Origin of the sequence: Tritonibacter sp. SIMBA_163 (genome assembly GCF_046535935.1) — a bacterium.
GTDB classification, from domain to species: Bacteria; Pseudomonadota; Alphaproteobacteria; order Rhodobacterales; family Rhodobacteraceae; genus Epibacterium; species Epibacterium scottomollicae.
Window position 1 is genome coordinate 499114 of record NZ_JAWJBP010000001.1, and the last position, 18244, is coordinate 517357.

Annotated in this window: 17 protein-coding genes; 8 read left to right on the forward strand and 9 right to left on the reverse strand. The window is 63.5% G+C overall.

Translation table 11 applies throughout. From position 1 onward, the window contains the following. Positions 1-34: 34 nt before the first annotated feature. Positions 35-1078, reverse strand: a complete 1044-nt coding sequence (locus R0J92_RS02285) for a TraB/GumN family protein (RefSeq protein ID WP_411050587.1) — start codon at positions 1076-1078, stop codon at positions 35-37. Further along, positions 1075-2178 carry a TraB/GumN family protein gene (locus tag R0J92_RS02290; protein WP_243394958.1) on the reverse strand — a complete coding sequence of 368 codons (1104 nt, stop codon included), beginning with the start codon at positions 2176-2178 and terminating at the stop codon, positions 1075-1077. Before R0J92_RS02290 ends, R0J92_RS02285 begins: the two co-directional genes overlap by 4 nt. Positions 2179-2248: 70 nt before the next feature. Here R0J92_RS02290 and R0J92_RS02295 point away from each other — a divergent pair, with 70 nt between their 5' ends. The 7 genes from R0J92_RS02295 to R0J92_RS02325 all read left to right on the forward strand — a co-directional run bounded on the left by R0J92_RS02295 (position 2249) and on the right by R0J92_RS02325 (position 7828). Beyond that, positions 2249-2968 (forward strand): DUF2161 domain-containing phosphodiesterase, encoded by a 720-nt coding sequence (locus R0J92_RS02295; protein ID WP_411050588.1) that lies wholly within the window; start codon positions 2249-2251, stop codon positions 2966-2968. Positions 2969-3231: 263 nt separating this feature from the next. Beyond that, a complete protein-coding gene (locus tag R0J92_RS02300; RefSeq protein ID WP_106163016.1) occupies positions 3232-3519 on the forward strand; it encodes a co-chaperone GroES in 288 nt (95 codons plus the stop codon). A gap of 60 nt (positions 3520-3579) precedes the next feature. Further along, entirely contained in the window at positions 3580-5232 is a 1653-nt protein-coding gene (gene groL / locus R0J92_RS02305) for a chaperonin GroEL (protein WP_106163015.1), read from the forward strand. Between the two features lie 162 nt (positions 5233-5394). Next, positions 5395-5802 carry a hypothetical protein gene (locus R0J92_RS02310; RefSeq protein ID WP_411050589.1) on the forward strand — a complete coding sequence of 136 codons (408 nt, stop codon included), beginning with the start codon at positions 5395-5397 and terminating at the stop codon, positions 5800-5802. 12 nt (positions 5803-5814) lie between these two features. Next, positions 5815-6039 (forward strand): DUF3885 domain-containing protein, encoded by a 225-nt coding sequence (locus R0J92_RS02315; protein ID WP_411050590.1) that lies wholly within the window; start codon positions 5815-5817, stop codon positions 6037-6039. A gap of 272 nt (positions 6040-6311) precedes the next feature. Then, positions 6312-7202 (forward strand): PhzF family phenazine biosynthesis protein, encoded by an 891-nt coding sequence (locus R0J92_RS02320; RefSeq protein WP_411050591.1) that lies wholly within the window; start codon positions 6312-6314, stop codon positions 7200-7202. 227 nt (positions 7203-7429) lie between these two features. Next, entirely contained in the window at positions 7430-7828 is a 399-nt protein-coding gene (locus R0J92_RS02325) for a GFA family protein (protein WP_411050592.1), read from the forward strand. Between the two features lie 30 nt (positions 7829-7858). On the opposite strand, the gene R0J92_RS02330 is transcribed toward R0J92_RS02325, so the two are convergent. From R0J92_RS02330 to trxB, 6 genes are all read right to left on the reverse strand, one after another. Then, on the reverse strand, positions 7859-8356 hold the full coding sequence (locus R0J92_RS02330; RefSeq protein WP_106163012.1) for a DUF6653 family protein: 498 nt from the start codon (positions 8354-8356) through the stop codon (positions 7859-7861). 124 nt (positions 8357-8480) lie between these two features. Continuing rightward, positions 8481-9965 (reverse strand): anion permease, encoded by a 1485-nt coding sequence (locus R0J92_RS02335; RefSeq protein WP_317386716.1) that lies wholly within the window; start codon positions 9963-9965, stop codon positions 8481-8483. A gap of 275 nt (positions 9966-10240) precedes the next feature. Beyond that, a complete protein-coding gene (locus tag R0J92_RS02340; RefSeq protein WP_106163010.1) occupies positions 10241-11959 on the reverse strand; it encodes a bifunctional sulfate adenylyltransferase/adenylylsulfate kinase in 1719 nt (572 codons plus the stop codon). Between the two features lie 203 nt (positions 11960-12162). Continuing rightward, complete coding sequence (locus R0J92_RS02345) at positions 12163-13839, reverse strand: adenylate/guanylate cyclase domain-containing protein (protein WP_411050593.1); 1677 nt, start codon at positions 13837-13839, stop codon at positions 12163-12165. A gap of 197 nt (positions 13840-14036) precedes the next feature. Then, the gene (locus R0J92_RS02350; RefSeq protein ID WP_106163008.1) at positions 14037-15065 is read right to left on the reverse strand and encodes a fatty acid desaturase; all 1029 of its coding nucleotides are present in this window, start codon (positions 15063-15065) and stop codon (positions 14037-14039) included. A gap of 476 nt (positions 15066-15541) precedes the next feature. Further along, entirely contained in the window at positions 15542-16483 is a 942-nt protein-coding gene (trxB, locus tag R0J92_RS02355; protein WP_411050594.1) for a thioredoxin-disulfide reductase, read from the reverse strand. A 244-nt stretch (positions 16484-16727) separates the two neighbouring features. Here trxB and R0J92_RS02360 point away from each other — a divergent pair, with 244 nt between their 5' ends. Further along, on the forward strand, positions 16728-17228 hold the full coding sequence (locus R0J92_RS02360; protein WP_106163006.1) for an Lrp/AsnC family transcriptional regulator: 501 nt from the start codon (positions 16728-16730) through the stop codon (positions 17226-17228). A 74-nt stretch (positions 17229-17302) separates the two neighbouring features. Here R0J92_RS02360 and R0J92_RS02365 read toward each other — a convergent pair whose 3' ends face one another. Continuing rightward, positions 17303-18070 carry a Hint domain-containing protein gene (locus tag R0J92_RS02365; RefSeq protein ID WP_106163123.1) on the reverse strand — a complete coding sequence of 256 codons (768 nt, stop codon included), beginning with the start codon at positions 18068-18070 and terminating at the stop codon, positions 17303-17305. Between the last annotated feature and the right edge of the window lie 174 nt (positions 18071-18244).

Sequence of the window (18244 nt, forward strand, 5' to 3'; positions counted from 1 at the left end):
GCCCCGCGCCCTGGCGAGTCCGGTGCAGGCCGGATCAGTTGCGGGCCGGGGTCAGTTGATACCCGGCCCGTTGCAGCAGGTTCAGCACACCGGTGTCCCCGGCCAGATGCGCCGCGCCGACGGCGACAATCAGATGGGGGTCCTGGCGGGCGCGCAGGCGTTTAACCCAGGCGCGATTGCGCTGGGTCAGCACGGCCCGGTCAAAGCTGGCGAGCAGCCGGTGCACCTCGCGGCGCGGCACATCGAGGTCGCGGTAGATCATCCAGCTCATGACAATGCGCCCCTCGGTCAGCCGGTCGTCGAAATAGGATTCGGAGAGGGTGACATAGAGGTCTTCGTGCCGGGTCTCGCTGCGCAGATCGAGGCGCAGCATCTTGACCTGATCCGCCAGCGGCATGGAGGCCAGCGCAGCAAGGCCGCTTTCCGGCGCCTCCAGACCCAGCGTCGGGATGCCGGCGTTTCGGGCGCTGCGCTCGATGCGGTCGTCGAGCCCACGCCGGGCGCCAAAGCCGCGCTTGCGGCAATCGGTTCCGGTGAGGAAATCGGAGATATACCACGGCTGCATCCGTTTGGCGGCCTCTGCGGTGATCCCGTAGAGCGCCAGGCGGGCGGTCAGCAACCGCCAGTCGGCAGCGGGCATCATCCGGTCCAGTTGCTGGCCCGGTCGCAGCAGAAAATAGCGCGCAAAGGCACCCTGATTGCCATCCGCCGCCTGCATCTGCGTCTCGGTGACCTCCAGAAACACCGCGTCGGCCTGCCGGATCAGCGGACGCAACTGCCGCATGGTCTTTGCCATGCGCGCATCGCCGCTGTGCTGGGTGCCGACGATATCGATCCGCTGCGTGCCGCGGGTGGCGACCCAGTGGTTGCCGATGGCAAAGGGCACCTTGCCAAGGTCACTGTCGAGCCGGCTGCGGGCGCTGTCAGTCAGGTGATCCCGCAGGTCGATGCCGGAGCAACGCGCCTCGGCGCGGTCAACCGCGGTGAGCAGGGACAGCGCCAGCGTGGCGGCCATCATGCCCCGGGGCACGCGGCGGGCCATTGCCCGTAGCACAGACAGCGTGGCGGTGCCGGTCATAGTGGCGCCTCTTCGATCTCGTAGCCCTCTGCGTCCAAGAGGGCCAGCACCCCTTGCGTGCCGGGAAGATGTGCGGCGCCAACGGCCACCACCAGCCGTGATCCCTGCGTGGCCTCGATCACCGGGATCCAGTTACGGTTGCGTTGGTAGAGCAGCAGCTCCATCAGCTCATCCACCTGTGCCTGCCGCTCTGCCTCGGAGAGGCTGCTTTCTGCGGTCAGATAGTCCTTCAGCTGTAGCAGGGTGAATTCTTGCACCGCGCCGTCAAAGTAGCTTTCCACCATCGTGTAGAAGTCGTCCGGCCCCACCCCCATCATGGCGATATAGCCGCGCAGCTCCGCCACCTGCTGCTCCAGCGGGGCGGCGTCGAGCAGCTGAAACACGCTCAGCGGATCCTCAAGCGACAGGGTCGGGACGGCGGCTTCCTCGGCCACCTCCATCAGCTGCATGTCGAGGCCGCGCGTCACATCCTTGATCGTGCGGGCGCATTGCGGCACCGACAGGGACATGGTCAGGAACCAGGGCCGCATCTTGGCCGCCATGAAGGCAGGCACCCCGGCGGCGCGGGCCTGATCGGCGATCTGCTGCCAGTCCTCTTCGGGCAGGCGATCAATCAGGGTTGGCCCTTCGGTGATGAACATCATCGACGGCGTTTCGGCCAGGGTACGGTTCAGCGCGGCCTTGTCGGCGCGGTTCACCTCCAGCAGCACGGCATCGGCGCCTTCCACCACCGGGGTCATATGCGCCACCAGCGCGGCGTGACGGGGGTCGTTCAGGTGCATGGTGCCGATGATGTGCAGCCGCCGCTCGCCCCGTGTGGCGATCCAGCTGAGCCCCTCCGCATAGGGCGTCTGCGCCAGCTCCGCGTCCACCTCGGCGCGGATCTCCGGGGGGGCGGTGGCGCGCAGGTCGGTGCCGGAACAGGCGGCCTGAAGGGCGGTGCCCGCCAGCATTGGGCCGATCAGTAATGATGCAGCCCAGAGCCGCAGCGAGGCCTGCAAGGACGGGCGCGCGGGTTTGTTGCGCAGCGCGCAGCCATGCCCAAAGGTCTCCACCGTCCATGCCGGGGCAGGGCGGAGGCGAGAGAATAGTCCGGTCATGACTCACCGCTCGGTTTTTTCATTTGTCTCACATTGCCATTGCCGCCGGGGCGGGGCAAGCATGGCCGGGATGGAACGTGAACAAGATCTCTACGCCCCGGTGAAGGCGCTGTTCGAAGGGCAGGGCTATACCGTGAAGGGCGAGGTGGGTGCTGCCGATGTGGTGGCGCTGCGCGGCGCGGAGCCGCCGGTGGTTGTGGAGCTGAAGCTGCGCTTCACCCTGTCGCTGTTCCATCAGGCGGTGACGCGGCTTGCGGTCACCGATCTGGTGTATCTCGCGGTGCCGCGTCCCACCGGCAAGACCGCGCGCCGGGCGCTGAAGGACAACCTGGCGCTCTGCCGGCGGCTTGGCCTCGGGCTGATCACGGTGCGCGCGGATGGCCGCACCGAGGTGCATTGCGATCCCGGCCCCTACGCGCCGCGCAAATCCAAGGTGAAAACCGCGCGGCTGCTGCGTGAATTTGCCCGCATCCAGGGGGACCCCAACACCGGCGGCGCAACGCGGGGCGGGCTGATGACCGGCTACCGGCAGGACGCGCTGGCCTGCGCGCGTCACCTTGCGGCCCATGGCCCATCGCGCGGGGCCGAGATCGCCCGTGCCACCGGCGTCAGCCGTGCCACGCAGGTGATGTACTCCAACCATTACGGCTGGTTCGAGCGGGCGGCAAAGGGCATCTATGCGCTGACCGAGACGGGGCGGGCGGAGCATTTGAACTGGCCGGAACCACAGACGCCCCCCACGGAGACAGACACCGACTCAGGATCGGCTTCAGGATCGGTGGCGCGTTGAGGCGGTCCGCTTGCAGGGGCAGATGACGATAAATATATCGCCAAATGCGCAATCCAGAGCCCCTTGCATTCCGGTATCCGCGCACAGGTCCGGTCGTCACAAAAATTCCACCAAGTTTCATGCAGGGATTGGTTGACAGGCCAATTCTCACTGCCTAACTATCCGGCAGTTAGCACTCGACTAAGGTGAGTGCCAACGTCCTCGCGGCCCATGATGGGCGTGGGGTAAGGAAAACACTTTGAGCCTTTTGAGGAGCTGCAAAGATGGCATTGAAACCGCTTCATGACCGCGTGCTGGTTCGCCGTACCGAAAGCGAAGAAAAAACCGCTGGTGGTCTGATCATTCCCGACAGCGCCAAGGAAAAACCGTCCGAGGGCGTAGTTGTCTCGTGTGGCGATGGCGCGCGCAAGGACAGCGGCGAACTGATCGCGATGGCCGTGAAAGAGGGCGACAAAGTCCTGTTCGGCAAGTGGTCCGGGACCGAAGTCACCGTCGACGGCGAAGAGCTGCTGATGATGAAAGAGAGCGACATCATGGGTGTGATCGTCTGAGCCACCGGCTCCGACACATCCTCCATCGCATAGATACAGTATTCTCAAGGAGACTGAAAAATGGCTGCTAAGGACGTCAAATTCGACACCGATGCCCGCAACCGTATGCTGAAGGGTGTCAACACCCTCGCAGACGCTGTCAAAGTAACCCTGGGCCCCAAAGGCCGTAACGTGGTTCTGGAGAAATCCTTCGGTTCCCCGCGCATCACCAAAGACGGTGTGTCCGTGGCGAAGGAAATCGAACTGGAAGACAAGTTCGAGAACATGGGCGCCCAGATGGTGAAGGAAGTTGCTTCCCGCACCAACGACGAAGCAGGCGACGGCACCACCACCGCAACCGTGCTGGCGCAGGCGATCGTCAAAGAAGGCCTGAAGCAGGTTGCTGCTGGCCTGAACCCGATGGACCTGAAGCGTGGCATCGACATGGCGACCACCAAAGTCGTCGCAGCGATCAAAGAGATGGCCCGTCCGGTCAACGATTCCGCTGAAGTTGCGCAGGTTGGCACCATCTCCGCCAACGGCGAAGCCGAGATCGGCCGTCAGATCGCAGACGCGATGCAGAAAGTCGGCAACGAGGGTGTCATCACCGTCGAAGAGAACAAAGGCATGGAAACCGAGACCGACGTGGTCGAGGGCATGCAGTTCGACCGCGGCTACCTGTCCCCCTACTTCGTGACCAACGCCGACAAGATGACTGCAGAACTCGACGACTGCATGATCCTGCTGCACGAGAAGAAACTCTCCTCCCTGCAGCCGATGGTTCCGCTGCTGGAGCAGGTGATCCAGTCGCAGAAGCCTCTGCTGATCATTGCAGAAGACGTCGAAGGCGAAGCGCTGGCAACTCTGGTTGTCAACAAGCTGCGCGGCGGCCTGAAGATCTCTGCTGTCAAGGCACCGGGCTTTGGCGACCGTCGCAAGGCCATGCTGCAGGACATCGCGATCCTGACCGGCGGCCAGGTGATCTCCGAAGACCTCGGCATGAAGCTCGAGTCCGTGACCATGGACATGCTTGGCACCGCCAAGAAGGTTCAGATCACCAAGGACGAGACCACCATCGTTGACGGTGCAGGCGAGAAGGCCGAGATCGAAGCACGTGTTGCTCAGATCCGTAACCAGATCGAAGAGACCACCTCCGACTACGACAAAGAGAAGCTGCAAGAGCGCGTTGCCAAACTGGCAGGCGGTGTTGCCGTGATCCGCGTCGGTGGCATGACCGAAACCGAAGTGAAAGAGCGCAAGGACCGTGTGGACGATGCTCTGAACGCGACCCGCGCTGCTGTGCAGGAAGGCGTGATCGTCGGTGGCGGTGTTGCTCTGGTTCAGGGCGGCAAGGCTCTCGAAGGTCTGACCGGTGAGAACTCCGATCAGAACGCCGGTATCGCAATCGTGCGTCGCGCTCTCGAAGCGCCGCTGCGCCAGATCGCCGAAAACGCCGGTGTTGACGGTGCCGTGGTTGCCGGCAAGATCCGCGAATCCGACGACAAGACCTTCGGTTACAACGCTCAGACCGGCGAATATGGCGACATGTTCTCCTACGGCGTGATCGACCCGGCCAAAGTGACCCGGACCGCTCTGGAAGATGCGGCCTCGATCGCTGGCCTGCTGATAACCACCGAAGCCATGGTTGCCGACAAGCCCGCCAAAGAAGGCGCAGCTGCCGGTGGCGGCATGCCCGACATGGGTGGCATGGGCGGCATGGGCGGCATGATGTAAATCACGCCATCCAGTCTGGATGTCTGGCCCGCAAGGGTCGGGATGGGGTCGCCTTCGGGCGGCCCTTTTCTGTTTCACCATACCCTGTCGCAATCGCTGGTCTTGCGGTTGCCATATGGGTAGCTTGCCCCGACGCAAGGTAGTTTTGAGGCGCGTGCAGGCATGGCCAAGGCGATCCCGTCCACCGACAATATACTGGGGTCCTTTCCGCAGGTGTTTCCCCGCACGGACTTCTCACACAATCTGTTTCATGACTGGGACCACTGTCTGCGCTTTGAGCTTGGCGGCGATGATGTTTCTGATTCCTTGTGTCTGCGGCGGTTCATTCAGGCCTTCGAGCGGGCCGATGCGGTGGCCTCCTGGCTGTTTCGTGACACGGAGGAGCTGTGGCTGCTGTCATCGGATTACGGGGATGAAAAGCCCCGGAAGAAGCGCCTGAAACCCTATAAGAAAACAACCCTCAGGCCCTCCGACTTCCAGTATCTCGGCAAGGTGTTTCAGGAGGACTCGGACGACTTTACCGGCGATATTTATCGTCACTGGGATGCAACGATCCTGAAGGAGCGATGACAGCTGTGCGAAGTGCTTTGGCTGACCCTCGGCGCCGAGATGGGGGTGCGACCGACCGTGTCCGCAGATATCTATGTCGTGGATTTTGCGCGGGGGCTGGTTCTTCACCCTTATGATGATCGCGGCATGGATGTTGCCGGCACTCAGAAAGGAACGCTGGTGCCGCTCTACCAAGAGTATCACGACTGGTTGCAGACATTTCGGATCGATGAAATGCGCGCTGCCTTTGAGGGCTGAGGGGGCGCTCCCGCCCGTGGGCCATGCCCCTGCGGGACCTGTCCTCCGGTTGGGCCCGGCGCCGCGCGCGCCCAACGGGCGCGCGCGGCGCGAGTCGCTTCGAACGCAGGTCGAAGCGAAACCCTGCTGGCCCGCCCCGAGTTTGTGTACCGCCTGAGTGCAGAGCACCGAGCCTGTCGAGATGCATCTATTGTATCGGCACAGAACTGCGACCTTGAGCTTTCTGGGGTGGGATGCTTGCCTGCAGCACAAAGACACAGCAGGAGCACGAGATGCCTGAGTTTCAGTTCGATTGGGTCGATGCCTTCACCGACCGGCCCTTTGGCGGCAATGGCTGCGCGGTGGTGCATGGCGGGGCCCATCTGCCCGAAGCTGTGGCCTGCGCCTATGTGCGCGAGACTTCATTGGTCGAATGCACCTTTACCGGCCCCTCTGAGGTGGCGGATATCCGGGTGCGCTACTTCCTCGCCAGCCGCGAGATCCCCTTTGCCGGGCATCCCACCATCGCCACCGTGGCGGCAATGCGGGATTGCGGCATGATCGCCGGCAATCGGATCACGCTGGAGACCGGGGCGGGGATCGTGCCCGTGGCGCTGGAGGGAGATCGGATCGTCATGCAACAGGTGGCGCCGGAGTTCGGCCCCGCGCCGGACCTTGCGCTGGTGGCGGCGGCGGTGTCCCTGCCGCAGGACGCCATCATCGGTCAGCCGCAGCTGGTCTCCACCGGCCTGCCCTTTTGCATCACCGTGCTGAAGGATCACGCGGCACTGAAAGCGGCCCGCCTGAACGCCGAAGCAATGGGGCCGCTGGGCGCGGCGCTTGGGGCAGATGGCAGCGATATCATGGAGCCCTTTCTGGTGACGCTTGATGGGTATACCGGCGCGGGGGACACGTTTTCGAGGTTGCTGATGTTGCCCCCAAGCCCGCCGGAAGATCCGTTCACAGGGTCCGCCACCGGCGCCATGGCGGCCTATCTCTGGCACCATGGGCTGATGGAGAAAGAGAGCTTTGTCGCGGAGCAGGGGCACCTGATGGGGCGGCCCGGGCAGGCCCATGTGTCGCGGATCGGACCACCAGACGCCATCGAGGGCGTGCGCGTCGGGGGCACTGGGTTTGTGTTGATGCGGGGCAGTGTTACCTTGCCCGAAGAGCTCCCCCTCTAAGAGCACATATTCGTCACAGGGAGGCTCCCGCCCGAGGGTCATGCCCCTGTGGGACACGTCCCTCGGTTGGCCCCCGCGTCACGCGCGCCCTTTGGGCGCGCGTGACGCGGGTCGCTTCGAACGCAGGTCGAAGCGAAACCCGTTGACCTGCCTGTTACAGCGCTTGTCGAATCCTCAATGTTCACGTATTGTTCTTCTCAAGTTCAATAAATACGGGAAGAGTCAGGATGATCGAGGGAAGCTGTTGTTGCGGCGCGGTGCAGTTCACATTGGATCGGCCGCCGTCGATGATGGGCACCTGCCATTGCTCGCGCTGCCGCAAGGTCGGGGCCAATGTGCTGGTTTTTGTGGCACGCGACAGCGTGAGCTGGGTACAGGGGCGCGAGAATGTGGCGCGTTACCAGCCCGAGGCGCCTTATACATACGGCCGTTGTTTCTGCAGGACCTGCGGCACCTCATTGGGAGAGATCCTGTCGGAGGAGGAGAGCTTTCCAATCTCGGCCCATGCGCTGGACTGCGATCTTGAGATCCGCAACCGGTTTCACGAGTTCGTGGCGGAAAAGCCGTCCTGGTATGAAATTTGCGACGCGGCAGAGCAGTATGATGGGCATCCCGTCACCACGTGATCCGGCTTGGGTCGCGGCGGGGGCGGAGGCTCAGGTCGCATCCTCCGCCCTGCAGTCCCACAGGACCCAGACCATTCGGTCTAGCATCCAGAGTTTGGTCAGCATGGTGATGGCCAGCCCGGTCGCGGTTAACCCGGGATGCAAGACAGCCAGACCGGCGAAATACAAAAGCCCACCACAGAGACCACCCAGCGTCAGGGCATGGACCACCCGGCGATGGTGGGCAAGCGCCGGTGTGTCGCTGCGCTGCAGCCAGAGCTGTTCACCCAAGACGCCCTCTGACATCCAGTTGTCGGTGCGAGCTGGAACCGGGAAAACCCTCGGGTTGAGCCAAGTCCACAGCAGCAGCAGCGCTACAGGCAGCAGCGCGCCCCAGCCGACCCAGACGCGGCTCCAGACCGCCAGGGCGAGAAGCGGCAGCACGGTCAGGCGGCTCCAGCCGCTCCAGGGATTGGCGTGGCGGGCCCAGACCTGCGGTGTCATGCCCATCATGGCCGCAGTATGGTGAAAGGCATTGCGCTTGGCCATTTGCGTGCTTTCCCTCTCGACGTTCGGCGCCATTAAGGCATGGTGGGGGACAAATGAAAACGGCCCGCCACCGGGGCAGGCCGTTGTTGTGATCGAACTGCACGCCTGCAGTGGTGGGCCGAGGTCAGCCGATCATGCGATTGATGGCAATGAACAATACGCCCGAGAGGGTGGCCGCAGCCGGAACGGTGATCACCCATGCGGCGATGATGGTCATGAAATGCGACCGGCGCACCAGCTTGCGACGACGCCGTTCCGCGGCGCCTACACGAGGGGCATCGGGGGTCACGGCCTTTGCTCGGCGCAGGCGGCGTTCGGTGTCCCACTCGCGGAAGAAACCAACGCCGAACACCCCGCCGATGGCGATATGGGTGGAGCTGACCGGCAGGCCCAGCCCGCTCGCCACGATCACCGTGATCGCCGCCGACAGCGCCACGCAGTAGGCGCGCATCGGGTTCAGCTTGGTGATCTGGCTGCCGACCATGCGGATCAGCTTGGGGCCAAAGAGGAACAGGCCAAAGGAGATGCCGAAGGCGCCAATGATCATCACCCAGAAGGGGATCGAGACCGCTTGGGTGAAATCGCCGGAAGTGGAAGCCTGCACGATCGCCGCGAGCGGGCCGACCGCATTGGCCACGTCATTGGCCCCATGAGCAAAGCTGAGCAGCGCGGCAGAGACGATCAGCGGGATCGCAAACAGCACCTTCAGCGATTTGTTGCGGTTCTCCAGCCCGCGTGACTGGCGGCGCACCACCGGGATCATCACCAGCCACAGCAGCAGGGCCACGGCGACGCCGATCATGATCGCATCGGTCAAGTCGATCTTGATCAGTTTCTTCAGACCCTTGACCGAAAGATAAGCGGCAAAGGCGCCGCCCATGATGCCGACAAGAACCGGTACCCAGACACGGGCAGCGGCGATCTTGTCATCACGGTAGATGATGCGCGACTTGATGAACCACAAGAAACCCGCCGCGATCAGCCCGCCCAGCATGGGCGAGATCACCCAGCTGGCGGCAATGGCGCTCATCTGCGCCCAGTTCACGGCGGCAAAGCCGGCTGCGGCGATGCCGGCGCCCATGACGCCGCCCACCACAGCATGGGTGGTGGAGACAGGTGCGCCGATCCAGGTCGCGAGATTGACCCAGAGCGCGGAGGCCAGAAGCGCCGACAGCATCGCGGCGATGAACATCGAGGAGGTCGCCATGGTGGTCGGCGAGATGATGCCCTTGGCGATGGTCGAAACCACATCGCCCCCCGCGATCAGCGCCCCGGCGCTTTCGAAGATGGCGGCCACGACGATGGCAAACCCCATCGACATTGCATTGGCGCCCACGGCGGGGCCCATGTTGTTGGCGACGTCATTGGCGCCGATGTTGAGAGCCATATAGGCCCCGAAGGCAGCGGCGATCACCACGATGACGGTGTTGTTGGCATCGCCCAGCATCAACCCGGTCGCGGCAGCGACAATCAGGATGAAGACAAAGGCAATTCCAAGCCCGACATTGGACCGCCCGACATAGGCTGTCGCCTGTTCCAGCGAGGACAGGCGGTCGAGATCCCGGTCCAGGGTTTCAAGGTGACGCGGGTCTAGATCGTTTTGGGACACCTGGCCTCTCCGTTTTTTCACGCGAGCTGCGTGTAACGGTTTTATGACAATCCGGCAATGCGTGACCTGTGCGGTGGTGAAGATTAGATGCGGCTGTGTTCTTGCAGGGCAGGCAGCCGCGCCCTGCTCTTGGACCCTGATGGGCACATGACCTGCGCGGCACGCCGTCCAGATGGCCGCGGAAAAGGAAAACCGCCCCAACTGTTGTCGGGGCGGTTTCTGATGCCTCGGCCAAAGGCCGGGAGAGTGTTCTGAACGGGTGCTCAGCGGCGGTATCAGTTGCCGTTGATGAGGCCCATGCTTTCCAGCTTCAGCAGAACCTGATGGGCGCAATTGTCGACTTCGACATTCTCGGTCTCGACGCTCAGCTCCGGGTTCTGCGGCACGTCATAGGGGTCGGAGATGCCGGTGAATTCCTTGATCTTGCCCTCGCGCGCCAGCTTGTACAGGCCCTTGCGGTCACGACGTTCGCATTCCTCGATCGTGGTGGCGACATGCACCTCGACAAAGGCGCCGAACTGCTCGATCTCTTCGCGCACGTGGCGGCGGGTGGCCGCATAGGGCGCGATCGGGGCGCAGATGGCGATGCCGCCGTTCTTGGTGATCTCGGATGCGACATAGCCAATGCGCTTGATGTTGAGATCGCGGTGCTCTTTCGAGAAGCCCAGCTCGGAGCTCAGGTTCTTACGCACGATGTCGCCATCCAGCAGCGTCACCGGGCGGCCACCCATCTCCATCAGCTTGACCATCAGCGCGTTGGCGATGGTGGATTTGCCGGAGCCGGAGAAGCCGGTGAAGAACACGGTAAAGCCCTGCTGCGCGCGCGGTGGCTTGGTCTTGCGCAGCTCTTCCACCACTTCGGGGAAGGAGAACCACTCTGGGATTTCCAGACCTTCGGACAGGCGACGACGCAGTTCGGTGCCGGAGATGTTGAGGATGGTCACGTCATCCTTGTCGGCGATCTCGTCGGCGGGCTCGTATTGGGCACGCTCCTGCACATAGACCATGTGCTTGAAGTCGACCATTTCGATGCCGATTTCGTCCTGATGTTCGCGGAACAGGTCCTGCGCGTCATAGGGGCCGTAGAAATCCTCGCCGGCGGAGTTCTTGCCGGGGCCGGCGTGGTCGCGGCCAACGATGAAATGGGTGCAGCCGTGGTTCTTGCGGATCAGCCCGTGCCAGACCGCCTCGCGGGGGCCGGCCATGCGCATCGCCAGGTTCAGGAGGCTCATGGAAGTGGTGGCTGCCGGGTATTTGTCCAGCACTGCCTCGTAGCAACGCACGCGGGTGAAGTGGTCCACATCGCCCGGTTTCGTCATGCCCACGACGGGGTGGATCAGCAGGTTGGCCTGGGCTTCACGCGCGGCGCGGAAGGTCAATTCCTGGTGGGCGCGGTGCAGCGGGTTGCGGGTCTGGAAGGCCACGACCTTGCGCCAGCCCAGCTTGCGGAAGTAGGCGCGCAGCTCGTTCGGGGTGTCGCGGCGAGCGCGGAAGTCGTAGTGGATCGGCTGCTGGATGCCGGTGACCGGGCCGCCGAGGTAGATCTTGCCGGCCTGGTTGTGCAGGTAGTTCACTGCCGGATGCGCGTCGTCATCGGCGCCAAAGACCTTTTCGGCCTCGCGGGACTTGTTCGGCTCCCAACGGTCGGTGACGGTCATGGTGGCGAGGATCACACCTTCCTGGTCGCGCAGGGCGATGTCCTGACCGATCTCGATGGAGGCGGCGAAGTCCTCGGAGACATCAAGGGTGACAGGCATAGGCCACAGCTGGCCGTCGGCCAGGCGCATGTTCTCGACAACGCCGTTGTAGTCCTCTTCGGAGAGGAAACCCTTGAGCGGGTTGAACCCGCCGTTCATCAACAGTTCGAGGTCGCAGATCTGGCGCGGAGTCAGGTCGTGGCTGGTCAACTCGCCTGCTTCGATCTTCAGTTTCTGCGCGGAATCGTAAGATACATAAAGCTCCGGAATCGGAGCCAGATTGCTCAACATGGTCATGGGGCGTCTCTTTCGTCTGGCATCATCGCTGCGTCCGCAGCACTCGTGGCGGGCAATACCTTCTTGACATGTCCAAAGTCCACCTGCGCGTTCGAAAAAGGACAGCGTGGGCATATACTGTCTCGTTTGGATCACCATTCACCCAAAGCAGCCGATGTGTGGAACAGAATTCGCCGGGTTTCGCGCGCAGTCGGTCCAGTGGTTCAGGAGCGGAGCGTGGCCACCATCGTATCGAGGCTTGATGCGCGGGGCAGGGGCAGCGCGTCGACGGGGGCATCGACACCGCGCAGGGCAAATGTCTCATACCCAATGTCGGGGGGCGGTAGCTCCGCCGCCTCGAACACCGCGCGCGAGACCAGAAGCTCGACGCCAAGGTCCTTGGTCTTGGCCTCAAGCCGACTGGCAGCATTGACTGCCGCGCCGATCAGGGTGCGCGGGGCCTGACCGGCCGCGCCGATCTCGCCCAACACAACCGTGCCGACATGCAGCCCCATGCCGATTCGCACCGGCGCCTCTCCTTCGGAGGACAGCAGCTGGTTGAAGCGGGCAAGCGCCGCGCCGATATTGGCCGCCGCCGTCAGCCCGGCTGCGGCAGAGCTGTCAGGCGTGTGTGTCTCGAACAGGGCAAGCATCCCGTCGCCCATGTATTTGTCGACGGTCCCCCCGGCGCGGGTGACCTCGGGCACGATGGCGTCAAAGAACCGGTTCAGCAGAAACACAACATCATAGGGCAGCAATCCAGCGGAGCGTGCGGTGAAGCCGCGAATATCAAGGAACAGCACTGCGATGGTTTTCTCCTCGCCCTGTGCCGCATGTAGCTGGCGGCGGCCCTGTGGCGCATAGACCCGTTTCACACTCAGCGCCGAGGTGGGGCGGATCTGGCAGGCCAGCCGCATATTGTCGGCGGCGTTGATGGCGGCGAGGCTGCGTGCTTCGGCGGGGCTGGGGGGAGGGAGATCCTCGAACCCATCGGTGATGGCAACCCGGCAGGTGGTACAGCGCCCCTTGCCACCACAGAGCGAGGGGTGGGGTATGCCTTTCATCTGTGACATTTCCAGCAATGTCAGGCCACGGTCGGCGGTGATTGCGGGACCGTTTTCGTAGGTGATACGCACCGAGCGGCTGCGCTTTATCAGGCGACGCAGGATGTAGGCACCGCAGGCCAGCCCCAAGAGGGCGAAGAAGAGGCAGACACTGGCGCTGGTGATGGTCGCCAGTTGAGCAAACCCGGCGGCGTCGGGCCAGTTGTAATCCGCCATGATCTGCGTGGCAAAGCCGTCTTCGGCAAAGAACCCCCACATCCGGCGCCCCTCGGTCACCAGACCAGCCAGCGCCAGGGCAGGCACCAGCACCGCAAGACCGATCATATAGGGCACATATGCGGCCCACCAGCGGGTCAGGCGCAGCCACATGTGCAGGCCGATGCAGCCGTGTATCCAGACCGCGAGCAACAGCAGATATTGGTGCAGCGCTTCGGGCGAACTCCAGAGCATCAAGATCACCGAGGACATCTCGTCCTGATAGTCATAGACGCGGGCGGCGTAATTGGTGTGCACGATGTGCTGAAACAGCTGCAGTGGAATGAGGATCCCGAGGCTCAGCTGTAGCCACTGGGTGAAGCTCATCCGCAGGGTGCGCCGGGTGGCCACCTGCCAGAGCGCCAGTCCCGCATGCACAAGGAGCGACCCGTAGAGGACGACCTGGCCAACGGGGTTCTTGGTCACCGCCTCGCGCGCTTCCTGTACCGTTTCCAGCAGCTCGGGCGAAACCAGCCCGGCTGCGACGTTCAGAAAATGGAAAAAGGCGAAGGTGAACAGCACCAGCCCGGAGACCAGTCTGCTGCGTTGAATCCAGTTGCCCCGCCAGAGTGCCTGCGCCACGGGTGTTCCGCCTCTGTTGCTGTCTGGTTGGGTGTAGGCGATCCGGAGCGGCCTGTCACCTCTGCGCTACGCGCTGCAGGCCGCGCATCTCTCAACCATGCGAGGGAGGGGGATCGGTCGGGCCCCGGATGTCGGGGCGTCGCTGCCGCGCCACGGCCCGGCCTGCGATAGGCGGCGGGCTGTGGCGCGGCAGGGGCTTAGGCGGGTGTCGGCGTGAAGGCGTCGGCCAGTGTGACCAACCGGCGACGCTCTTCATCCCAGAGCTTCAGTCGCACGCAGCGCAGGCTTTCGCCGAGGCTGAGCCGCTGGGCACCTTCAAGGCCGGGATGGTCCCGCAGCACGGCGGGAAGGCGATAGAAGGGAATGCGGCTGTTGAGGTGATGCACGTGATGCAGACCGATGTTGGCGGTCAGCCAATGCAGCGGCGCGGGCAGGTCGTAATGCGAGCTGCCGTGCAGGGCGACCTCATGCAGGTTCCAGTCCGGCTCGTGTTCATACAGCGTATCTTCGAACTGGTGCTGAACATAGAACAGCCAGACGCCTATCGTTGCGGCGCAGACGGTGGTGGGAAGGAACAGAAACAGCAGCGGATCAAGCCCGCCGAACATCACGACGGCACCAAGCACGAGGAAGACGGCGATATTGGTGCCCATCGCGCTGACCCAGTAACGCGCACCGGCGCGCATCAGACCAAGGGGCAGGCGGTTCTCGAACAGGAACACCCAGGCAGGGCCGATCCCGAACAGCACCACCGGGTGCCGATAAAGCCGATACCGCAGGCGGCCCAGCCGCGATTCTGCGCGATATTCTGCGGTGGTCATCGTGTAGACTTCGCCGGGGCCGCGGCGGTCCAGGTTGCCAGCGGTGCCATGATGGGCGGCGTGGATGCGCTGCCAGACATCATAGGGAGTGACTGTCAGCACCCCAAGCGCGCGCCCGACCCAATCGCCCAGCGTCTTGTTGCTGAACAGGGCCCCATGACCGCAGTCATGCTGGATCACGAACAGCCGGACCAGAAAGAAACCGTTGAAAATCGCGATGGGCACGGCGAGCCAGGGGCTGATCGACAGAGCCCACCACCCCAAACCCCAAAGCAGCAGGAACGGACCGAGCGTCAGGCCAATCTCCAGCAGGCTGCGGCGATCCGATGGGTCGCGATAGCGCGCGAGAATGGGAACCCAGCGCCGCGCGTCTGCGGCTGCATCACTGGGGTGTGGGGCGGTCATGGCAGGAGTCTCCGGTGGAGGGCCCGAACCGGTCTGGCTCGAAGCGCGATGAGATAGAGTGTCCGGCTGCCGCAGGACGCGGACCGGGTCGTGAGCGCCTCGGCGATCTGGACACCTCACATCAGGATCGACCCAGCGCACTGGGTCGCAACGGGTTGAATGTCAGCGAGACAAAATGACGTTTCGCGCATCGGCCTTGTCGCCGTGGACTAATCGACGCAGTCCGTCAACCCCGCCCGTTGCCTTTTTGACCGGATCTGAGGCCCTGAACGCCTGCTGAAGTACCCCTGAACACGAGGAATAAAGTCGCTATTTCAAGAGCTTGCCTTGCTGGTGGCGCGGATACGCTCCCGCAGGCTGAGGCCATCCGCCGCGCGCGCCATGGCTGTCACTGGCGGCTGGAGGTCAGTCGCGAACAGGCTCCCGAGGCGGGCCGCGGGAGCCTGTTCTGATGCGTTACGGGCCAGAAGCGCGGTTTACTCCTGCTCAGCCAGGAACCGCTCCGCGTCGAGTGCGGCCATGCAGCCCATGCCAGCAGAGGTGACCGCCTGACGGTATTTGTGGTCGGTGAGATCACCGGCGGCAAAAATACCGGGGATCGAGGTCTCGGTGGAGCCAGGTTTCACCGTCACATAGCCGCCATTGTGGGTCTCCAGCACGTCCTTCACCAGTTCGGTCGCGGGGGCGTGACCGATGGCGACAAAGACGCCCTTTGCGGCAATCTCGGTGATCTCGCCGGTCTTGGTGTGTTTCACCCGCACGCCCTCGACGCCAAGCGGCGCATCGGTGCCGACAACCTCTTCCAGCTCGTGGAACCACAGCGGCTCGATCTTGGGGTTCTTCATCAGCCGGTCGATCAGGATCTTTTCGGCGCGCAGCTCGTCGCGACGGTGGATCAGGGTGACCTTGGAGGCAAAGTTGGTGAGGAACAGCGCCTCTTCGACGGCGGTGTTGCCGCCACCGATCACCACGATTTCCTGACCGCGATAGAAAAAGCCGTCGCAGGTGGCGCAGGCGGAAACGCCAAAGCCCTTGAACTTCTCTTCCGACGGCAGGCCCAGCCATTTGGCGCGCGCGCCGGTGGCCAGGATCACCGCATCCGCCGTGTAGGTGGTGCCGCTGTCACCCTTGGCCACGAAGGGGCGGGCAGAGGTGTCGAGCGAGGTGATGATGTCGCCGATGATCTCTGTGCCCATCGCCTTGGCGTGGGATTCCATGTTGACCATCAGGTCGGGGCCCTGGATCTCGGTATGGCCGGGCCAGTTCTCCACCTCGGTTGTGGTGGTCAGCTGGCCGCCGGGCTCGATGCCCTGCACCAGGACCGGTTCCAGCATCGCGCGGCTGGCGTAGACTGCGGCAGTGTAGCCGGCCGGGCCGGAGCCGATGATCAGGACCTTGGTGTGGCGCGTGTCGCTCATGGTTTTTCCCCACGTCTGAGTGTTTGCGGTCTTGCCGCCGTCGGAGACTGCATATAACTGCGGCGCGCGCATGCTTAAAGACCCTCGTTGATGCACCCTGTGCAAACCGGGCGACCCGTTCTCTGGGCCAGTCACGGTGCACGGGGCGATGGGTGTTAGAAGAATGTTGTGAGTTTGTGAAATAATGTTGCGTGAATTTGCGTCCCTGCTATAAGAAACGCAACTCTCAGGAGATAGCACCCCAATGGTCACCACACGTCTGGACCCGATTGACCGGAAGATTCTGTCGGAGCTACAGGCCGATGGCCGAATGACGAATGTCGAACTGGCCAAACGCGTCGGAATTTCTGCGCCGCCCTGTCTGCGCCGCGTGCGCGCCTTGGAAGAGGCCGGATTGATCCGCGGCTACCACGCGGAAGTGAACGACCGCGAGCTGGGATTCGAGGTTCAGGTCTTTGCCATGGTCGGGCTGGAAAGCCAGGCGGAGTCAGAGCTGACGGCCTTTGAGGAAAAATGCCGTGGCTGGCCGCTTGTGCGTGAGTGTCACATGCTGAACGGCGAGGTGGATTTCATCCTGAAATGCGTCGCACCGGATCTGTCCACCTTTCAGGCCTTCCTGACCAGCGATCTGCTGACAACGCCGAATGTGGCCAGCGTGAAGACCTCATTGGTCATTCGGGGCGCCAAGGACGAACCCGGCGTGCCCTTCGATGTGCTTGAGGCACGGCTGGCGCGTCAGGCCTAACCTCGCACCTCCGGTTGAGAACATCCTGCTGCCGCTCCTCATGAAAGGGGCGGCATTTTTGTTGGGTCTGTGCCTCAGGCCTGCAGCGCGCGGGCGCGATCAAAGGCGAGCGGGCCAAAATCCGCGATCTTGTCCACATGCGGGAACATGTTCAGAAAGAGCGTCTTGATCGGGTAGCTGACCAGCCGCAGCGCGTCGAGGCCGGGATGGTAGGTTTCAAACTCCAGCCCACCGACGCGGATCACCGCATGGCGCGCAAGGCAGAGGTGATACATGTCCACCGGCGCTGGCGGTGTGGTTTCGACAATGTTCATTCCGTCGAGGAACTCTGTAACCGGGGTCAGCAGCGGGCCATCGCCTTCGGCGTGGCGCAGGTGGGCCGGGGTGCGTAGCAACCGTGCCGAGGGGCCGCTGATTACACAGGACATCGGCTTCTCCATGCCGAGGCTGTCGGCCATGAAACTGGTGAGGGCGTGGCGCGTGCCGGTGGCAGCCTTGCGACCGGGCACCAGGGTTGTCATGCCTTTCCAGATCAACGGCTGATAGCTGCCGTCTCGGGTCAGGACCTGATCGCCGGGATAGAGATCCTCGATCGCCACAGGGCCGAAGTCCGTCTCCACCAAAGAGCCCCGGGTGAAGGCGCAGAAGGCCTGTTCGAACAGCGGCAGCGCCGGCGCAATGTGACGGGTCTCGGCCAGGTTGCCATTGGGCAGCAGGCTGGCGACCTCGTAGCGGCGCAGCTGCGGTTTCGGTCCGGCCTGCGCGGCCGCCTGATCCCGCAACACCGGTTGGGTTTCGGTAATATTTGCGGCAGCGCGCTGCAACGACTGGGGCAAGGTCATCATGCTTGGCCTTCTTTCCCTAAGGGCGCGACCTCCGGCCCCCACCGAAGGTATCGCGCGTGATCTTCAGCCCAGAGCCTGCCCGGCGCGGAGCAGCCCGTCGTCCGCAACCCCTGCCTGCAGAAAGCATGGGGCGGACACAGAAACGAGCGTCTCGGCCGTAGGGCGGGACGG

Coding starts and splice junctions, on each gene's coding strand:
- R0J92_RS02300 (WP_106163016.1), top strand. CDS start 3,232: ATGGCATTGAAACCGCTTCATGACCGCGTGCTGGTTCGCCGTACCGAA.
- R0J92_RS02285 (WP_411050587.1), bottom strand. CDS start 1,078: ATGACCGGCACCGCCACGCTGTCTGTGCTACGGGCAATGGCCCGCCGC.
- R0J92_RS02365 (WP_106163123.1), bottom strand. CDS start 18,070: ATGACCTTGCCCCAGTCGTTGCAGCGCGCTGCCGCAAATATTACCGAA.
- R0J92_RS02320 (WP_411050591.1), top strand. CDS start 6,312: ATGCCTGAGTTTCAGTTCGATTGGGTCGATGCCTTCACCGACCGGCCC.
- R0J92_RS02290 (WP_243394958.1), bottom strand. CDS start 2,178: ATGACCGGACTATTCTCTCGCCTCCGCCCTGCCCCGGCATGGACGGTG.
- R0J92_RS02310 (WP_411050589.1), top strand. CDS start 5,395: ATGGCCAAGGCGATCCCGTCCACCGACAATATACTGGGGTCCTTTCCG.
- groL (WP_106163015.1), top strand. CDS start 3,580: ATGGCTGCTAAGGACGTCAAATTCGACACCGATGCCCGCAACCGTATG.
- R0J92_RS02350 (WP_106163008.1), bottom strand. CDS start 15,065: ATGACCGCCCCACACCCCAGTGATGCAGCCGCAGACGCGCGGCGCTGG.
- R0J92_RS02330 (WP_106163012.1), bottom strand. CDS start 8,356: ATGGCCAAGCGCAATGCCTTTCACCATACTGCGGCCATGATGGGCATG.
- R0J92_RS02360 (WP_106163006.1), top strand. CDS start 16,728: ATGGTCACCACACGTCTGGACCCGATTGACCGGAAGATTCTGTCGGAG.
- R0J92_RS02295 (WP_411050588.1), top strand. CDS start 2,249: ATGGAACGTGAACAAGATCTCTACGCCCCGGTGAAGGCGCTGTTCGAA.
- R0J92_RS02340 (WP_106163010.1), bottom strand. CDS start 11,959: ATGACCATGTTGAGCAATCTGGCTCCGATTCCGGAGCTTTATGTATCT.
- R0J92_RS02325 (WP_411050592.1), top strand. CDS start 7,430: ATGATCGAGGGAAGCTGTTGTTGCGGCGCGGTGCAGTTCACATTGGAT.
- trxB (WP_411050594.1), bottom strand. CDS start 16,483: ATGAGCGACACGCGCCACACCAAGGTCCTGATCATCGGCTCCGGCCCG.